This window comes from Nostoc sp. (genome assembly GCF_036917655.1).
Taxonomy (GTDB): domain Bacteria; phylum Cyanobacteriota; class Cyanobacteriia; order Cyanobacteriales; family Nostocaceae; genus Nostoc.
Genome location: NZ_JBALCY010000077.1, coordinates 35,616 through 52,522, shown reverse-complemented (window position 1 = coordinate 52,522; position 16,907 = coordinate 35,616). Strand labels below are relative to the sequence as shown.

Genomic DNA, 16,907 nt, shown 5'->3' with positions numbered 1-16,907 from the left:
AAAATCTAAAATTCTTGCTCCCCCCACTCCCGACTCATCTAAGGAACTGAAAGCAGAGTCAAAATATTTTGCAGCACCATATCTGGTGACTGGTCGCCGTTGATGGTCAATAGGCGGCGACAACGGTCGTAATATTCTAGGATGGGAATGGTGCGATCATAGAATAATTCTACACGGCGTTGCACGATTTCCGGTTGATCATCTGGTAGCGATCGCCCCAAGGATCGGCTAACCATGACTGCTTCCGGGACTTGGAGATAAATCGCCCAATCTAGCTTTTGCTCTAAATTATCCAATAAAAAATCTAATTCTTCAGCTTGGAAGGCAGTACGGGGATAGCCTTCTAAGACCCAATCGCAATTAATATCTGGTTGTGTAAGGCGGATTCGGATCAATTCAATGATCATTTCGTCTGGAACTAACTCCCCTTTTTGCATGTAGGGGCGTGCATGGTAGCCTAGTTCACTCAGGCTAGCGTAAACCGAAAGAGAAGTTCGAGGATCGGCTTCCGACCATCGAAATTCCGGCAGGGGCTGATCGCCAGATATTGCTTCCCGTAAAATCTCACCTGTAGAAATCAGGGGAATATCAAAGTATCTGCAAAGCCTTTGTGCTTGAGTGCTTTTACCCGATCCTGAACCTCCCAGAATCACCAATCTCACAACAATTAACTCCTCATCCTGTCAAATTCACTACTTGCTAAGTCTGTTTTGCCCAAACAACCGCCAAATCTAACATTTAGCGATTTTCAGCCGTTATACCTAGCTTTTTTAAATAATTGGAACTCTAACTTATGTGTTTTCGTTTTTACAACTGCTTTCAGAGAAAAAACAAAAATAACTCTTGACTTCAGCACAAATGTAGTGTTTGACTAAGAATGCAATTTGCCAAATCCACCACGCCTGTGAAAAACAGATTGATTATACAGGCAAATTTGTAATAAGTACTGCCAGCACAAATCTTTAATTTATTGTAACTTTTTGAACTTTACCCTATGGTTGCCCAGCTAGAAACTCCAAGTATAAATTCACCCCTTACCTTACCATATCCAGTTGAAGGACTAGTGCAAGTTTTCACTAGCTCCCATCGCAACTTTTTTACGAGTGTTATGGCTCAATCACTGAGAATAGCTGGACAAGGAACGCCAGTATTAATAGTGCAGTTTCTCAAAGGAGGTATTCGTCAAGGACAGGAAAGACCCATACAACTAGGACAAAATTTAGATTGGATTCGCTGTGATTTGCCTCGTTGTATCGATACACCACATTTAGACGATACGGAAAACCAAGCTTTACAAAAGCTGTGGCAGTATACACAACAGGTAGTGTGTGAGAGTAAGTATTCTCTGGTTGTCTTAGATGAGTTGAGTTTAGCGATTAACTTTGGTTTAATTCCTGAAACCGAAGTTTTAGCCTTTCTGGCAAAACGTCCTCCCCATGTCGATATCATTCTCACAGGGCCAGAGATGCCGAAATCTCTTTTGGATGTGGCAGATCAAATTACAGAAATCCGTCGGAGTTATCGACCTTAAAGAAAATACTCAGTTCGTGCTAATATATCAAGTCTGTTTAAATTAACGTTAGTAGCGAACTTGTGATTAAGAACGATATTTGGATTACTGAAATGGCTCAACAGGGTTTGATTTCGCCCTTTGAGCCAAGTTTAATCCGAAAAGTACAAAAAGATGAGTCTGTAGCGGTTCAACCTGTAATTAGCTACGGTTTGTCTTCTTATGGCTACGATATACGCCTTTCCCCGGCTGAGTTCCGCATTTTTCGCCACATTCCCGGAACTGTAGTTGATCCGAAAAACTTTAATCCCCAAAATTTGGAGCCAACAGCACTGCACACAGATACCAATGGCAATTATTTTATTTTACCTGCTCATTCCTATGGACTTGGGGTTGCTCTAGAAAAACTAGAGGTTCCTGAGAATATTACTGTGATTTGTATTGGAAAATCTACGTATGCACGTTGTGGCATAATAGCAAACTTAACGCCTGCTGAGGCTGCATGGCGGGGCCATTTAACTTTAGAGTTTTCTAATTCTTCTAGTGCTGACTGTCGCATCTACGCCAATGAAGGCGTAGTACAATTGCTATTTTTAGAAGGCGAACCATGCGCTATCAGTTATGAAGCAAGACAGGGTAAGTATCAAGATCAGCTAGAGATTGTAACTCTGGCTAAAGTTTAGTTGCGATCGCAAGTTGATTATAAAGCATCCCGTAAGTCTTCAATTGTATTTGCTACAACAATGCTGCGTAAAATCTCTTTTAGTTGCTCTAAGTTAGAAATTTGCGAAATTAGCGGCATCAACTCCAAACCATCGATGCTAAGAAGAAGGTTTGGTGTCGTTTACTTTTGATAGGGAGCATCCCAGTTTTTATTCTTCCAATAAAGATAAGTTCAATGTAAGATGCTGAAAGGATAATCACAGTGATCGCTATTTGTTCTATTGGCTCTGGTGCGATTGAATCTACTGTTAAACAGATTGATTGTCGAACTAAAATCTCCGGCGCGCAATGGAAAATTGAGAATGTTCCTCAAGTTATTGCTCATCGTTGCGCTTATCTGAATGGATTAATCTTTGCTCCCAGAATCCCCAGCCCTTCAGGGCGTGGGAGTGTGTCAAATATATCTTGTTAATTGAACTCGGTAACGGTCTTTTTTTGTAACGGCGATTTCCCCAATTTCTAAACGTCCTTTAGAGCGAATAGCAATTAAGTCGCCTGATTTAACTTGAGAACTAGCTTGGGTAACTTCCTTCCAATTGACGCGGACATCACCAGCATCAATGAAATCAACCATTTTGCTGCGAGACATGCCAAAACCAGCAGATGCGATCGCATCTAATCGCAAAGAAGCCTCCACAGTAGTTAATTCTTTTTTCTTTGGTTCCCGAACCTTTAATTCAGTTACCTCAATCCGCTGAGTTTTCACAGGAACCGATCGCACCTGTTTAAGACTCATTTCCAAAAATTCCACCAACTCTGGTGTGACAATCGCCTGCGCCCCTCGTTCTCCCAAGACAATAATATCTCCCGTCTTTTCCCGAACAATTCCCGTTCCCAACATTGCGCCTAAAAAGTCGCGGTGAGAGGCGGTATCAAACAGGAAATTACCAGCAATTTCCACGGCGACAAGGCTGACTTGAGATTGATCTAAAGGAAGTTCTGAACGAGCGATCGCTATTCTTTGGCGTTCAGCTTGCGGATATCCACCCCACGCCGCCAATTGCACTTCTGTTAATCGGTTAAACACCCGTTGAATTTCCGCCAATTCTGGGGGAGATAGAAAATCTGTCAAAACCACTTCCCAAGTTTTGATGGCTTGATCGGCTTGATCGATTACACGAGCTACACTATCTCGATTTTCAACACCTTTTAAAAGTTCTTCTCGTGGCAACATTCTTAAAAATTATAAGTTATGAATTGAGAATTAAGCTCTATAACTGTCTTGATTCTAACTTTCTAAAGCGATTATTCACGGAGGCATTACTTAGCCCACGCGATCGCGCTCTATTTGGGATTTGCCTGTTCAGTGGTTGTCGTGTTACTGAAGCGTTGGCACTCCTGACGACTTCCAGACGACTGATATCAAATCTGGTGCGATCGCTTTTCGCAAGTCTACCACCAAAGATAAGCATAAAATCCGAATTGTAGACATCTCACCAGGACTTGCAGCAATCCTGAAGGAATATCAACCCAAACCAGGGCTAATGTTCCCCGGTATGCGCGGTGTGAAGCAACAGAAACTTATTGCCAGGGTTTTAAAGGATAGAGATAATGTTATTGAAATATTACAATAAGCCTTAAAGTTAAAGGCTAATGCTGGTGGTGCAATTTTAAAAAACAAGAGAAGCTCTGATGTAATTATATTAATTTCTAAGCTATCTTTTCTAAATTTTCTATTTCCTCTTTAATCTTTTCAAAAGTATTTATGTTACATTAAACTATTTTGGATTTTGGGCGGCTTTTAAATTGAAAGTTACTTTTAAAAATTTTACCGATATAGCGAGTCTGTCACCAGGGGCAACCCCGATGGGAGCAAAAAACGTGAGCAGTACTACCTGTCTAAAACCTTTATAAATAAGGCACTTTAAGAAGTGAGAACAACTCCCCGCTTAGTTCTTGCTTACTTCTGTGGAACTATGACACGGCATTTTCTCTAGTCTAAAAATCTCTCAGGCTTTTCTGGAAGAAGTTCCAGCACCCAGAGTTTTAATCCCTATTGACCCCTGATGAATAGTACGTACAATTATACGTAGGGACTAATAATTTTATGAAATCGGCGTTGACTAAAAACGCATAACCTATGTCTATCGGGACTTTCGGCAATATTTACTCAGATGAGTTAATTACAGCCACTGAGTTGAATCGTCAGCCTGGGCGAGTTCTGGACAAAGCTTTAGAACGTCCAGTGACAATTACTCGCAATGATCAGTCTTTTGCTTTGTTGCGCCGGGAGGAAGTGACTTTTCTCGTAAAGGCAGCAACACAGAGTAAAGCTATTTTTGAGGCATTAACTGTCGCCTTCTCTTTGTTACTGGGAAAGGAAATCGGTTTTGAACATCCTTATGGATGGCTGAGTGTGTTTGAAGAAGATGATCTGCAAGACTTTATCAAGGAGTTGAGTGAAGGTTTTCGGTTGATAGATTCCTCAACTACAGCATGGGAGATAATTGACGCGATCATCCATGAATGGCATGAAAGCGCCGTAGCGATCGCTAGTCCTGAACTGGCAGATGCTTTTAGTGCCGAGACTGATGAAGTACCATTAAAGTCGCCATCTACTCAGAGTGCTGTGTGAATGAGAGTATGTCAGATAATCAAGAAGAAAATCCAATAGTGGAGAATGTGGAGCCGCCAGAAGTTAAACTGTTGTAATTTATTTCTTGTAATCACCGCTTGCGCCACTTCCAAAGAACAGGGAAGCAACTCAAGTCGCTGTCTCCTAATGTGTAAACTATGATTCATTCAATACACGGTATTTGTGTCAGCATAACCTTGGATATTTTCTGGATCAAACTGACGTAATATTCGGGTTGCTTGGCGAGTGAGAGTTTCAGAGCCTTGAACAGCAATTAAGTATTTACCCGCATCTAAGCGGTTGCGATAAGGTAAAGCATCACCACTACCTACGAGTAAACCGACTCCACCACCGACAACTACACCACCCATAGCACCACTAGCAGCACCCAGCAGTCCGCCAACGATGTGATTACCAACTTCACCCGCCCAGGCAAAAGTATCTAAACCAGTGATCAGGCTGAATGTAAAACCTGCAAAAAAGCCAAATGGTATCAGCCAGGTTGCCATCAGTTGTGCTTGCTTTTTGGCTTGGTCTTTGGGGTCAATTAAGCCAAACTCGTCAGCCGTTTTATACCCCCTCCCCAAAATAGTACTGTTTATGCCATCTTTTTCTAAAGCTAAGTAAGCAGCTTCGGCTTGAATGCGGTCTGGTAATACGGCAACAAGATAATTCATTGATTTTACAATTTGTCTAATAGAAGTTTTGCCTTAATTAACAGCGTATCAGTCCTGGTCGAATCAATCTTGCATTGGGTAGGAGTCAGGAGTAGAGACGCGATTAATCGCCTCTGTACAGGAGTTTGGAATTTGGAGAGGCTTTGATTCTTACTCCCCAACGCTAATAGGGAAGGGGTTGGGGGTTAGGTCTGTATTGAACTCAACTGCAAACCGCGATCGCACAAGTTAAGTGTACATGGGCTGGTCACTTTAGCGAATCTAGTGGCTCACAAAAATTGCTCACGCCTTGTTTGAGAACATATATCAAAACTGGCGTTGCCAAAATCTTCGGAAACGTCGGCGTTGTTTTTAGATGTTCCATCATCTTCTGAAGTGAAGTATTAAGCAAATCTTCCCGATATTCTTGTTCGCAAATGACCACACGCCATTTTCTAGCTAAAGCATCTAACCACTCGGAATTTGCTCTTTCAGGCTGTTGTCCTGCCCGGATAGCTAGCGTCATCGCCGCATCTTCTAAATCTCCATCACAGTCTTCAATCAAATCCAGCGCTTCCATATCGCTGGGATCATCTGCCAATTGAGAGCGAAACTGTGCAATTTCTTGAGATGTTACTTTAGTCATGAGTCTTTGACAAGGCGAGCGAACACTCAGTTATGTTAGTCCAATTTTGACCCAAAAACTAGACGCAGAGCCAATGGATTTAGACGAATGGATAAGTCGGTAGTGGCTTTAGCTGCCTTCAGTATTCTTCTTTAGATATAGGAGTGGAAATTAAAAAAATTGACTTTGAGAAGGAGTTTTAGCCTTAACCCAAGCGTATTGCCTCCTATTCATTTTCATCCTCGTCCTCAGATTCATCTTCATCCCCGTCCTCAGATTCATCTTCATCCCCGTCCTCAGATTCATCTTCATCCCCGTCCTCAGATTCATCTTCATCCTCGTCCTCAGATTCATCTTCATCCCCGTCCTCAGATTCATCTTCATCCCCGTCCTCAGATTCATCTTCATCCTCGTCCTCAGATTCATCTTCATCCCCGTCCTCGGATTCATCTTCATCCTCGTCCTCGGATTCATCTTCATCTTCGTCCTGTGCAAACCCTAGTTGACTAATAGCCTGAGAGAGAACCATATCAAAGAAAGAGCCTTCATCGCACCAGACATCCTGACTTAAGTCGAGGTCGGTTACACTTTTAATAGTCCAGCAATCACCGTTTAACTCAGAATTGGTAATGTAATCGTAGGGAATATAACAGTAGCCTTTGTCTCCCCAATTTGGCCCCCAAGAGTTACGAACCAAAAACATGCGGTCTTGATCAGAATATCCCACGCACAGCATTGCGTGTCCGCCACAAAGTTTCTCGTTGCTTGAATTTGGTATCGGTACTCGTCCACTATCTTTAACTTGCTCAAAGGAACTGAACAGCTGCAAACCAAAGGCAAAGGGATAACCTTCCGCTAAACAGTGGCGCATTGCGTACAAATCCAAGTCAATTCGTTCAGCGTCATCGATCAAGAAGCTTTCTGCTTCCTCATAAGCTTGTTCGTGGGGTTTTTCAAATACCCTATTTTGACTATAAGGCCAAGTTTTCTCTATACAAGCACCGTATTTTCGCAGTACCTTAATACAGGTGCGTAAATAAGTTCCTTCGTCCTGCTCAACGGTTCCATCAGACAATCTGGCATTGTAATAAATAAACAAGCGACTCACATACTCTGCCGAGCCAAATTGACGCATCGCCAGATACTCGTAAGCTCCCGCCATCGCGTTAGCTGTACAACTGTTCAATTCTCCCTGCTGTTCCACTTTTGTCATGTGGGGACGTAAATCGACCATTGGCGGTAACTGTTGTGGTTGATAACGTCCAACACTGTATTTTTTATCTCTTGAATCAATAGGATCTGGTCGATAACCGCCGACTTTTAACTGTTTGCCGCTGGAATCGTGGAAGAATGAGACTGTACGAAGCACATCGGAAATTGACATAATAATAATCTCTCTTAGAACCACACACAGTAGAAGCGCTATGTTGACTCAGACAGTTTCCGGGGGCGAGACTTTACCTGAAGATAAGCTGCTTTTATCCCAATACGGTTTAGATAAGATCATTTGCACCACCAATGACCTAACAAGTAGAGACGTTGCAATGCAACTTCTCTACTTGTTAGCCCACGGAACTGTTTTCAATTTATACAATTAGCGCCAAGACTGGTTTCAATATAGCTTTTATTACCAAAAGAGCCTCATTTTTCAGTAATTACACTGAAAAATGAGGCTTCTTGGAGCTTTTAATAAAAAATACTACTGGACTATGTGATGCCCTGAGGATAGATGCAAAGTGTATTAAAAAACACAACAGCAGTCAAAAGTATTGACGGTTGAGTTTCGGCTAACTAGCGTAGTGCTCTAAGGGTAACAGACCGTTGTAACTGAGCTAAAGCGCGGTTGTAATTCAAAATTGCTGTGACTCGATTACCTTCAGCTTGTGTGAGGTCGTTTTCAGAGTTAATCACATCCGTTTGAGTGCCTACACCAGCTTGGAATCGCAAACGGGCTAAACGTAGAGCTTCTCTAGCTTGTTCTAAAGCGGTATTAGCGGTTTGAACATTCTCCAAATTAGATTGCTGGGTAGAATAGGCTTGTTCTACCTGAAAGCGAATTTGGTTGCGTTGTTCAGCAAATTGAGTTTCTGCGATCGCAATATTAGCTTTTGACTGATCTGCCCTTGCTCTTGCTGCTCCTCCATCATACAAATTTAGGGTTGCCTGAACTCCGAATGAATAACCATCAGTAACGCTGACATTATCATTAAACTGATCTAGCAGGTCGTAGCTGGCGACCAAATTAACTTGAGGACCCAGTTCCGCAAGGGCCTGCCGACGCTGTTGCTCACTGGTATTGCGTTGTGCTAGCTGCTGTTGCAGTTCTGGACGATTTTGATAAGCCAGCACAATACTTTGTTCCAACGTTGGGTTCCAAAGACCAGCTAACTGTACAGGGTCAGCGGCACTGATATTTATCGCCTGCGGCAAATTTATCCGAGTTGCTAATTGACGACGGGCAATTGCTTGCTGGGATCTAGCATTAGTCAAATCTTGTTGGGCATTTGCTAAATTCACCTGAGAGCGTAGCACATCGAAGCGAGTACCAACCCCAGCTCGCTCTAAAGCTTCCGCATCACGCAAACTAGCTTCGGAGTTCAGCACAGCTGACTGGGTAATACGGACTTGTTCATCAGCTTGTTGCAGATTGTAGTAGTCAGTGGCAACATTCAGACGAATTGTCTCAAACTGAGTTTCTACAGCCAACTCATAGAAACGTACCTGCTCTTCAGCCGCTCTGACGGTAGCTTGCACTCTCCCAGAACTATAAAGGTTATATGAAAGTTGTGCTTGGCCAGTAAAAGATGTATTGGGTTTATCTTGGTTAGAGGGAAACCCATTTCGCGCGCTTAATTCGTCCTGAAGCTGACTACTAGAAGACTGACCACGAGTAAGACCAGTGTTAATTCCCAGAGTGGGCAATAAAGCCGCTTGCGCCTCGCGTAGAGCCGCTTTATTGCGTTCTAGCTCCAATAAGGACACCTGTAGATCGTGATTGTTACGCCGTGCTAACTCCAGAGCCTGTGCCAAAGTAATCGGCTGATTTGCCTGAAGTCTCACTTCCTCCGTTTTGGTGGGAAATTGCAAGGGATTTGAGCTAGGAATCAGGTTTTCTGGAATTTGCACCGGACCTGAAGGCGCAGGAGTTACGGTTCTCGGCACAGTGGTAGGTTGCACAGAACCCCCTGGTACAGGAGTTACGGTTCCCGGCACAGTGAAAGGTTGCACAGAACCCCCTGGTACAGGAGTTACGGTTCCTGGTACAGTGGGAGTTGGCGTCGAATCTGTCGGAATCGGGGTATTACTCTGAGCCACCAGGCCAATAGCATTTTGTTGTGAGCAGGTGCTTGAGGTCAGTAGCAAATCAGCCAAGGAGTCAGTTTTGCTTTTTCCCAACTCCTGTGGACACGTCTGCGCTGACAACAGTTTTGCTGCTCCTCCACTTGTGGCTGAAGTTTGTAAAAATCTTTGCAACTGAGTAACAGTATTTATCTTTTGAACCACTGGCTGCTGTGCAGAAGACAGGGACAAAATTTCTTTTTGGACAGAAGGGGATTTTGAAGTGTAGTTGGGAACTACTATCCGCTTTAATTTCTGCCAATAGGCGTTTGAATTACTCTGTTTTTGGTTATTTTGAGCAGAACGGCTGACATCAAGCTGTTGGGAAGGATTAGAGCTAGGTGTCAAACTGAAAAATCTACCTTTATCTTTCTTAAGTAGTTGTTTTATTAGCACACCAGTATTTCCAGCCGTAAACACTGGAATACTCTTATTACTTAAAGGCTTCACACTAAGTTGAGTAAAACCAAAAGCAGGTACTAAAGTTGGAACACTAACATCTGCACTGTTAGGCAGTTTGGTATTCATGGTGTCCACAACCAAGTTTTGACCATAAGTAGAAGTCAAAACACTAGGAGAAGACGCCGGCTGTACCCCAGTTAGTTTCGCAGTACCAGCCCAAGCAGGCTGAGTTGTTAAGACCGCTGCCGTTACACCAGGTAAGAAGCTATAAAATAATTGCTGTCCTTTCACCGCATCCCTCACACGAAAATCAATCTAGCGGCAGAAAACCTTTCTTCACCACAGAATATAGCACGATACTAAACTTAGGAAAGAATATACTACGATACTAAATTTAGGGTTCGGAACTCTGTTTGTCTTCAAAACGTCTAACAATGCGAGAAAGTTCCGCCTTTTCATCGATACTAACGCGAGTAGGAGCACCGCTGATAATCCGTTCGTAGTTTCGGAAAGAATCTTTAATATCGGGACCATCAGCAGTGATATTATACTCACGAATGCCCTTATCATGCCAAGATCCTCTCATTTTAAACACGTTAATTGCCCGCGACATTTCTCCGCGAATTTCTACGTACTGTAACATCAGAATTGTATCGGTAATCGTGGAAATATGAGAGTCAGTAATGGAATGCGCCCCCAGAAATTGGTCAGTTGTGTTGGTAAAGAAACCAGTAATTTCTTCTTGTTTAGCATAACCCGTCACACCAATTACAAACTGCCGAAATGCATTGTTGCTCACTCCTCTAGCTAGTGCTGATAGAGAATCAATGGCGATGCGAGCTGGTTTGAAGACAGCAATTTCTGATTTAATAATTTGTAAGTGGTCTTCTAAACCAGTTGATTCAGGATAGGTACAGATGATTTTCAGTAAACCTTGATCTTCTAATTCTTCAAAATCAATTCCCCAAGAGGAAGCATTACGAGACAGTTGGGCGCGTGATTCTTCATAAGCAAATAATATTGCCTGTTCTCCATTCAGGCAGCCATCTTGAATAAACTTACTAACTAACAGGGTTTTGCCAGTACCTGTGGCTCCTGTTACCAAAATAATTGAATCTTTAAAGAAACCACCTCCGCACATTTCATCTAAGGTTTTGACACCAGAAGATACTCTGACATTAGAAGACCGTTGAGTTAAGCGCATTGCTGCCAGTGGGAAGATGTTAACTCCTTCATTAGTAATCGTGAAGGGATACTCGCCTTTCATGTGAGTTGTACCGCGCAACTTCAGGATTTCAATTGTGCGACGGCGGCGTTCTCCTTCTAAAACGTTGCGAACAATTACTACATTATCGGAAACAAATTCTTCTACTCCGAAAGAGGCAACTGGCCCATATTCTTCACCACGTTCAGTGGTAATTACAGTGGTGACATTCAGTAGTTTGAGACGTGCTACCAAACGAAAAATCTCGCGTCGCACTACTCCCATCGCTTCATACTGCTGAAATACTGCTGTTATTGAGTCGATTGAAACTCGTTTAGCTTTGTATTTGCGGATGGCATATTGCAAGCGCTCAATGAGTGCAGAAAGGTCAAAATTCCCAATGATGTCTTGACCTTCAGGATCGGGAGATGCATCAAGAATAAACAACTTGCCTTCTTCGATTAGGCGTGGTAAGTTCCAACCAAAAATATGGGCATTTTTAATAATATCACTGGGTGATTCTTCAAAGGTAACAAATACTCCTGCTTCGTCAAAGTAGGTGATACCATTATAGAGAAACTGAAGAGAGAATAAAGTTTTGCCTGTGCCGGATGTGCCACTAATCAAGGTAGTTCTACCAATTGGGAAACCACCGTGACTAATATCGTCAAATCCTTCGATCATCGTCCGAATTTTTTCTATACCCTCAATTATCGGTGGTTGCTTTGATTTTACTTGCTCGTTTTCACTCATTGCTTGATAACAAATTAGGATGAAACTTGGTTTTTTATTACTAAAACTTTGTACTCAATTTTTTTATAATTAAAATTTTACTCTTCAAAATCTTCTTCACTCAGTTCTTCATAGAGCAAGTCTAATCCAATCAGTACTCTTTCTCTATCTGAAAGATCCCCAATAATTTTGCGAACAGGTGGAGGCAAGATTTTAGATAATGTTGGCGTCGCCAATATTTTATCTTCTTCCGCCAGTTGCGGGCTTTTTAGGACATCGATCACTTTTAAAGCATAAACACCTTCAAACTCCTGTTCTAAAATATCTTTGAGTGTTTTTAATGCTCGGACTGAATTAGGGGTGTTCCCTGCTACGTAAAGCTTGAGAACGTAGGTTTTTCTGGCTTTATTCATATACTTAATGGCTAGTCGTGAGCATATAAACACAATATTTGCTTGCACATTGGGAGTCACTAATAGCAGTAGCTTCTACCAACTTTAACATCGATAAATTTAATTTATTTAGAGATCGAACTCCTATATACTTCGCACAGATGAGCCAGGATATCTATCAACGTTAGGCGGTAATCAAGTAACGTTTCATTGCTTCTTCCTTCTAATTTTAGCTGGTTAGAAAAGTCTTCAATTACTGCCATATGAATTTCGATAATTTGGGGCACAGGAATATTAGCATAAAATATAGTATTGATAAATTTATCAATTTTTTCTTTGAGTGTTTTGTCTGTGGTAAAATAATTTATAAGAATCAGGCTGTAATCTAATTTAAGGTGTCTTAATAATCCTTGTCTTTCTGTGGGAGTCATCTCCTGGAAATGCTGTTGGCTTTTTTGCATCTGACTCGCAAATACATAGATGTATTTGCCAATGTATGCCTTACTTGGATTTTGTTGCGGCCAATTTGGTAAGTAGTTGATTTTTCCAGAGGTAGTTGCAGCAATAGGTAGGTAGCAAAATTGGGCAATAATCGCGTCAATCAATTTCCATACCCATGTGCTCAAACCTTTTTGCTTGGCTAAGTCAACTGGATTATCTAAACATTTGTTAACATCAGGTTGCAGAATCAATATCGGTAATAACATCTATTCTTGAATCTATCTCTTTCATCGCCCTGACCAAGAAACGTGGGCTGATAAGTTTGGCAAACGCTTCTAGGGTAATAGTGGGTGTGCAGTAAACTGGTGATTCCACCCCCAAATAACGCTCTGTATTAGCAGATAGTACTAGTCACTCAACAAACTAGTGCAGCAACTGAGTGCTAGGACTTAGTAAGTCTTTGATGATGAAGTATCTGTTGGCATAGCAAGACACAGTAGCTAATTTATTATTTGCATATCTATACAAATAGATAGATAAATTTTTTTATTTTGCTCCTTGATAAGATACTTAAACGAACTTAAAGGATTGTCGCATTCTAAATCATTATAATTCCTCAAGGTTCTAAAGCGATTCTTTGGGGCCATAATTGTTTTAGCCGTCGCTATCGATGAGGAGTTTAAATACCAGTAAGACACTGGGGAAGCTAGTTGCTAGAAATGAGAAACGTCGCCTCTTGGAAAAATGCACTCGTTTGCAAGGAAGTGTCCGTTAGGAGAAATCCCGTTGTTTTAATAGCGTTGAAATAACCAGAGTTGCTTATATGAGTCTTCTTAGAGGATATGGCTTCAGGCGAAAAGACCATCAACAGTTGGCAGATGGAGATGCCGGAAGTTTCCACAGGAAGAATGATCCCCAAAGCCCTATGTTAATGCTACATTACCCGCTTTATGACTTTCAGGCAACCGTACCTAGCTGCCCTCAAACAAGTTCTCTGGCAGTGGTGTTGGAGATTTTTGAGCAAGAGCAGTGCGATCGCTTGGTAGTAGTGAATCAACAGCAATGCCCCATCGGATTGCTGTATTCTGCCCGTTTAATCCCAAAATTATTAGCACATAGTGACGATAAAAATCTAAATTTACACCAATCACTTTCTAGCTGGGGTCAAGGTCTAATTGAGCCAATACAGACAATATCAGCTTCTGAGCGTGTAGAGCAATTAAGCTTGCGCTTGTGTTATCCCCAAGCCGAAAAACACCAGAACTTAGATTGGGCGTTGATTGACTCTGATGGTCAATATTTGGGGCTGCTGGATAGTTCACGCCTGTTGCGATCGCTGGCTAAGGAACGGATGGCTGGGTTACAAAGCTCAGGTGAGCATCGCCATGAGTATGATGCTGGTGTGCAGACAGCAAATGAACCCAAATCATTGGGACACCAGCCACTAGTACACTTGCTGGAAAGACTGCCTTGGCCTTTGATGTTGCAAACGGCTACTGGTAAGGTAATAGCACGAAATCCGGCTTGGTGGCAGCAATTAGGAGGCTTGAAAGATCCAGAAGGAGTTAGGCAACAAGTGGAGGCGATACTTGTCCCTAAACCCTCCGAAAATCCAGAATATGTCACCCAACGAGCAATCAAGGTTCATCCCAATGGTAGGGAGGATGAGGATGGTGGTGAACAAGAACCGACTCAGCAAGAAGCATCACCAGAGGCTGTATACAGTCGGTGCTATTTGGATAGTCAGGTGGGTACTTGTACCTGCGTTGTCCAAGTGGAAAATGGTCAGGAGCAAATCTGGCAGTTTGCCAAAATTCCCTTAGATAGTCCTGAGTTTAAAGTCATGAGTGCTGAAGAGGAGGTTACACTCAGCAATGATTTGTGGTTGGTTTTAGCTACTGATGTGACTGAACAGCAACAGCTTTGCAAGGAATTGGCAGCAAAAAATGCCGATTTAATTCAACTAAATCGGTTGAAAGATGAATTTTTAGCTTGTATTAGTCATGAACTCAAAACTCCCCTAACTGCCGTTTTAGGATTATCGCGCTTGCTTGTGGATCAGCAGTTGGGAGAACTCAACGAGCGTCAAGCCCGTTATGCAGGACTGATTCATCAAAGTGGACGCCACCTGATGAGTGTGGTTAATGACATTTTGGATTTGACCCGGATGGAGACGGGACAAATGGATTTGACGCTGACTCCGGTGAAAATTCGGGCTGTGTGCGATCGCGCCCTATCGGAGGCCAAAGCCATCCACACTCAAACTACCAAAACGACATCTGCTTCATCAACTCAAAATGCCCGTTTATCTGCCCCCCAATTCTGCCTCTCCATTGAACTAGGCTTAGATCAGATGGTGGCAGATGAATTGCGCTTACGCCAGATGCTAGTACACCTACTTTCCAACGCCTTTAAATTCACCGAAATATCTGGCGAAATTGGGCTGCGGGTAAGTCGTTGGGAAGGATGGATTGCTTTTACGGTTTGGGATACAGGCATTGGCATTCCTGAACACCAGCAACACTTAATCTTTCAAAAATTTCAACAACTGGAAAATCCCCTCACCCGCCAATTTGAAGGCACTGGTTTGGGGCTGGTATTAACTCGCGCCTTGGCTCGTCTCCACGGAGGAGATGTCAGCTTCTTATCTCGTGAAGGAAAAGGTAGCCAGTTTACACTACTTCTGCCGCCCAGCCCTCCGAAAACAAGCTTTTCTGAACCAGAGATGGAAATCAGAGAAGACGAAAAGACGCGATACCAACAGACACGGGAAAACCCCGTAGCAGTTCGTCAGCATGTTAATACGGCCACACAGCATTATCCCGCGAGTTCGCAACGGTTGGTCTTGGTAGTCGAGGCAGTAGCCCGATATATTGAAGACTTGACCGAACAACTCAAAGGTTTAGGATATCGGGTAGTGATTGCGCGATCGGGCACAGAAGCAGTCGAAAAAGCTCGGCGCTTGCAACCAATAGCGATATTTTTGAATCCGTTGCTACCCCTGCTATCAGGCTGGGATGTGCTGACTTTACTGAAATCTGATACCGCAACCCGTCATATATCTGTAATTGTGACAGCGACAGGAGCGGAAAAGGAGCAAGCATTTGCTAACCGAGCCGATGGTTTCTTAAGTTTGCCAGTAGAGCATCAGGTTTTAGCACCAGTTCTAGAAAAATTATGTACCGCACAAGCAGTTTTGCAGCTAGGGTTAGACAAAAGCGCAATTATCCCAACTAAGACTCCACTGCGAATTCTCAGGTTGGTGAATCCCCAGTTGGAATCGGTCAATCCTCACTCTTCACTTCGAGAACACCGGGTGATTGAAGTAGATGACCTAGATCAGGCAGAACTTTTGGCGCGAGTATGGCAGTTTGATGTGATTTTGCTAGATGTCGAAAGTACCACTGCCCAAATTTATCTGCAACAACTAATTGGGCACCCACGTTTGGCGGCTATACCACTGGTTACTTGCGATGTTGCAACCACCCTAATAGCTTCTAAGATACCAGAGCTATCTGTATTTCCTTACTTAACACCATTTGCTAAAGACAACAGCAGTCGTACCGAGAAAACAGATGCCTTACTATCAGTACTGCAAATTGCTTCTGGTATTTGCTGTCCTCCTAACATCTTGGTAGTGGATTTAACAATGCTGCGTGATTTTCCACAGGTAAGACGCAAGCAAGTTAAGGGTTATCAGACAGAAAAAAATTGCTCAATTAGTAGTGAAACTGTTGAACGGGGGTCTGAGTGGTTCCAAGCTTTAATTCAGTACCTACAAACAGCAGGCTTCAAAGCGGCGATAAGTCCCTGTTGGGCAGAAGTGTTACAACAAATTCGCCACCAAAGCGTTGACTTACTGCTAATTTGTTTAGGAGAATCAGCTATCCACAAAGACCTGCTAAAAGCACTGAAGACATTGGGAGATTCACCTGACAAATTACCACCAATTTTGGTACTTAATCAGCGATTAAATCGCCCAAAAACCGCTTTTCAGCCTGGGGTAGCTTACAAGGAGATTGACAAGCAGAAGAAGAATGGTTTGGAATCGATAGAAACTGTTGTTAGTGCGATCGCTACTCAAATATTACCGCGATCGATATCAATGGAAGACCTCTTAAACCAGATCAATCAAGCTTTAGCTGTCAATGGTTACAATGGCAAATGTTAATTGGGAGTGGGGAGTGGGGAGTGGGGAGTTAGGAGTTAGGAGTTAGGAGTTAGGAGTTAGGAGTTAGGAGTTATAAGAATTCTTTCCTCAATGCCCAATGCCCCATGCCCAATGCCCCATGCCCAATGCCCCATGCC

At 42.8% G+C, this 16,907-nt stretch carries 14 protein-coding genes and 1 pseudogene; 5 read left to right on the top strand and 10 right to left on the bottom strand.

The window, feature by feature from the left end; translation table 11 throughout:
- Positions 1-38: 38 nt before the first annotated feature.
- Entirely contained in the window at positions 39-662 is a 624-nt protein-coding gene (locus tag V7K30_RS30055; protein WP_335005645.1) for an adenylate kinase family protein, read from the bottom strand.
- A gap of 332 nt (positions 663-994) precedes the next feature.
- On the opposite strand from V7K30_RS30055, the gene V7K30_RS30050 reads away from it, so the two are divergent.
- From V7K30_RS30050 to V7K30_RS30040, 3 genes and pseudogenes are all read left to right on the top strand, one after another.
- Positions 995-1,531 carry a P-loop NTPase family protein gene (locus V7K30_RS30050; RefSeq protein ID WP_335005643.1) on the top strand — a complete coding sequence of 179 codons (537 nt, stop codon included), beginning with the start codon at positions 995-997 and terminating at the stop codon, positions 1,529-1,531.
- Between the two features lie 92 nt (positions 1,532-1,623).
- Complete coding sequence (gene dcd, locus V7K30_RS30045) at positions 1,624-2,193, top strand: dCTP deaminase (protein WP_335005700.1); 570 nt, start codon at positions 1,624-1,626, stop codon at positions 2,191-2,193.
- A 251-nt stretch (positions 2,194-2,444) separates the two neighbouring features.
- Positions 2,445-2,645, top strand: a pseudogene (locus tag V7K30_RS30040) (hypothetical protein); the annotation flags it as partial.
- On the opposite strand, the gene V7K30_RS30035 reads toward V7K30_RS30040, so the two are convergent.
- Together V7K30_RS30035 and V7K30_RS30030 are read right to left on the bottom strand one after the other, a co-directional pair.
- Positions 2,628-3,407 (bottom strand): photosystem II S4 domain protein, encoded by a 780-nt coding sequence (locus tag V7K30_RS30035; protein WP_335005641.1) that lies wholly within the window; start codon positions 3,405-3,407, stop codon positions 2,628-2,630. The pseudogene V7K30_RS30040 and the gene V7K30_RS30035 overlap by 18 nt on opposite strands.
- A gap of 37 nt (positions 3,408-3,444) precedes the next feature.
- On the bottom strand, positions 3,445-3,645 hold the full coding sequence (locus V7K30_RS30030) for a hypothetical protein (protein WP_335005640.1): 201 nt from the start codon (positions 3,643-3,645) through the stop codon (positions 3,445-3,447).
- Positions 3,646-4,313: 668 nt separating this feature from the next.
- On the opposite strand from V7K30_RS30030, the gene V7K30_RS30025 reads away from it, so the two are divergent.
- Complete coding sequence (locus tag V7K30_RS30025; RefSeq protein WP_335005638.1) at positions 4,314-4,808, top strand: hypothetical protein; 495 nt, start codon at positions 4,314-4,316, stop codon at positions 4,806-4,808.
- Between the two features lie 167 nt (positions 4,809-4,975).
- On the opposite strand, the gene V7K30_RS30020 is transcribed toward V7K30_RS30025, so the two are convergent.
- The 7 genes from V7K30_RS30020 to V7K30_RS29990 all read right to left on the bottom strand — a co-directional run bounded on the left by V7K30_RS30020 (position 4,976) and on the right by V7K30_RS29990 (position 12,865).
- Positions 4,976-5,485: a hypothetical protein gene (locus V7K30_RS30020; RefSeq protein WP_335005636.1), complete on the bottom strand. Its 510-nt coding sequence runs from the start codon at positions 5,483-5,485 to the stop codon at positions 4,976-4,978.
- 247 nt (positions 5,486-5,732) lie between these two features.
- Positions 5,733-6,110, bottom strand: coding sequence for a hypothetical protein (locus tag V7K30_RS30015; RefSeq protein WP_335005634.1), 378 nt, complete (start codon positions 6,108-6,110; stop codon positions 5,733-5,735).
- 205 nt (positions 6,111-6,315) lie between these two features.
- Complete coding sequence (locus V7K30_RS30010; protein WP_335005632.1) at positions 6,316-7,473, bottom strand: C1 family peptidase; 1,158 nt, start codon at positions 7,471-7,473, stop codon at positions 6,316-6,318.
- A 407-nt stretch (positions 7,474-7,880) separates the two neighbouring features.
- A complete protein-coding gene (locus tag V7K30_RS30005) occupies positions 7,881-10,121 on the bottom strand; it encodes a TolC family protein (protein WP_335005631.1) in 2,241 nt (746 codons plus the stop codon).
- A 103-nt stretch (positions 10,122-10,224) separates the two neighbouring features.
- Complete coding sequence (kaiC, locus tag V7K30_RS30000) at positions 10,225-11,787, bottom strand: circadian clock protein KaiC (RefSeq protein ID WP_335005630.1); 1,563 nt, start codon at positions 11,785-11,787, stop codon at positions 10,225-10,227.
- Between the two features lie 77 nt (positions 11,788-11,864).
- Positions 11,865-12,179, bottom strand: coding sequence for a circadian clock protein KaiB (kaiB, locus tag V7K30_RS29995; RefSeq protein ID WP_099099291.1), 315 nt, complete (start codon positions 12,177-12,179; stop codon positions 11,865-11,867).
- Positions 12,180-12,283: 104 nt separating this feature from the next.
- Complete coding sequence (locus V7K30_RS29990) at positions 12,284-12,865, bottom strand: KaiA family protein (protein WP_335005628.1); 582 nt, start codon at positions 12,863-12,865, stop codon at positions 12,284-12,286.
- A gap of 557 nt (positions 12,866-13,422) precedes the next feature.
- On the opposite strand from V7K30_RS29990, the gene V7K30_RS29985 reads away from it, so the two are divergent.
- The gene (locus V7K30_RS29985; RefSeq protein ID WP_442941121.1) at positions 13,423-16,770 is read left to right on the top strand and encodes an ATP-binding protein; all 3,348 of its coding nucleotides are present in this window, start codon (positions 13,423-13,425) and stop codon (positions 16,768-16,770) included.
- The last annotated feature ends 137 nt before the right edge of the window (positions 16,771-16,907 follow it).

Bases quoted from the DNA above. Each gene is read 5' to 3' on its own strand.
- V7K30_RS30050 (WP_335005643.1), top strand. From the start codon at position 995: ATGGTTGCCCAGCTAGAAACTCCAAGTATAAATTCACCCCTTACCTTA.
- dcd (WP_335005700.1), top strand. From the start codon at position 1,624: ATGGCTCAACAGGGTTTGATTTCGCCCTTTGAGCCAAGTTTAATCCGA.
- V7K30_RS30035 (WP_335005641.1), bottom strand. From the start codon at position 3,407: ATGTTGCCACGAGAAGAACTTTTAAAAGGTGTTGAAAATCGAGATAGT.
- V7K30_RS30030 (WP_335005640.1), bottom strand. From the start codon at position 3,645: ATGCTTATCTTTGGTGGTAGACTTGCGAAAAGCGATCGCACCAGATTT.
- V7K30_RS30025 (WP_335005638.1), top strand. From the start codon at position 4,314: ATGTCTATCGGGACTTTCGGCAATATTTACTCAGATGAGTTAATTACA.
- V7K30_RS30020 (WP_335005636.1), bottom strand. From the start codon at position 5,485: ATGAATTATCTTGTTGCCGTATTACCAGACCGCATTCAAGCCGAAGCT.
- V7K30_RS30015 (WP_335005634.1), bottom strand. From the start codon at position 6,110: ATGACTAAAGTAACATCTCAAGAAATTGCACAGTTTCGCTCTCAATTG.
- V7K30_RS30010 (WP_335005632.1), bottom strand. From the start codon at position 7,473: ATGTCAATTTCCGATGTGCTTCGTACAGTCTCATTCTTCCACGATTCC.
- kaiC (WP_335005630.1), bottom strand. From the start codon at position 11,787: ATGAGTGAAAACGAGCAAGTAAAATCAAAGCAACCACCGATAATTGAG.
- kaiB (WP_099099291.1), bottom strand. From the start codon at position 12,179: ATGAATAAAGCCAGAAAAACCTACGTTCTCAAGCTTTACGTAGCAGGG.
- V7K30_RS29990 (WP_335005628.1), bottom strand. From the start codon at position 12,865: ATGTTATTACCGATATTGATTCTGCAACCTGATGTTAACAAATGTTTA.
- V7K30_RS29985 (WP_442941121.1), top strand. From the start codon at position 13,423: ATGAGTCTTCTTAGAGGATATGGCTTCAGGCGAAAAGACCATCAACAG.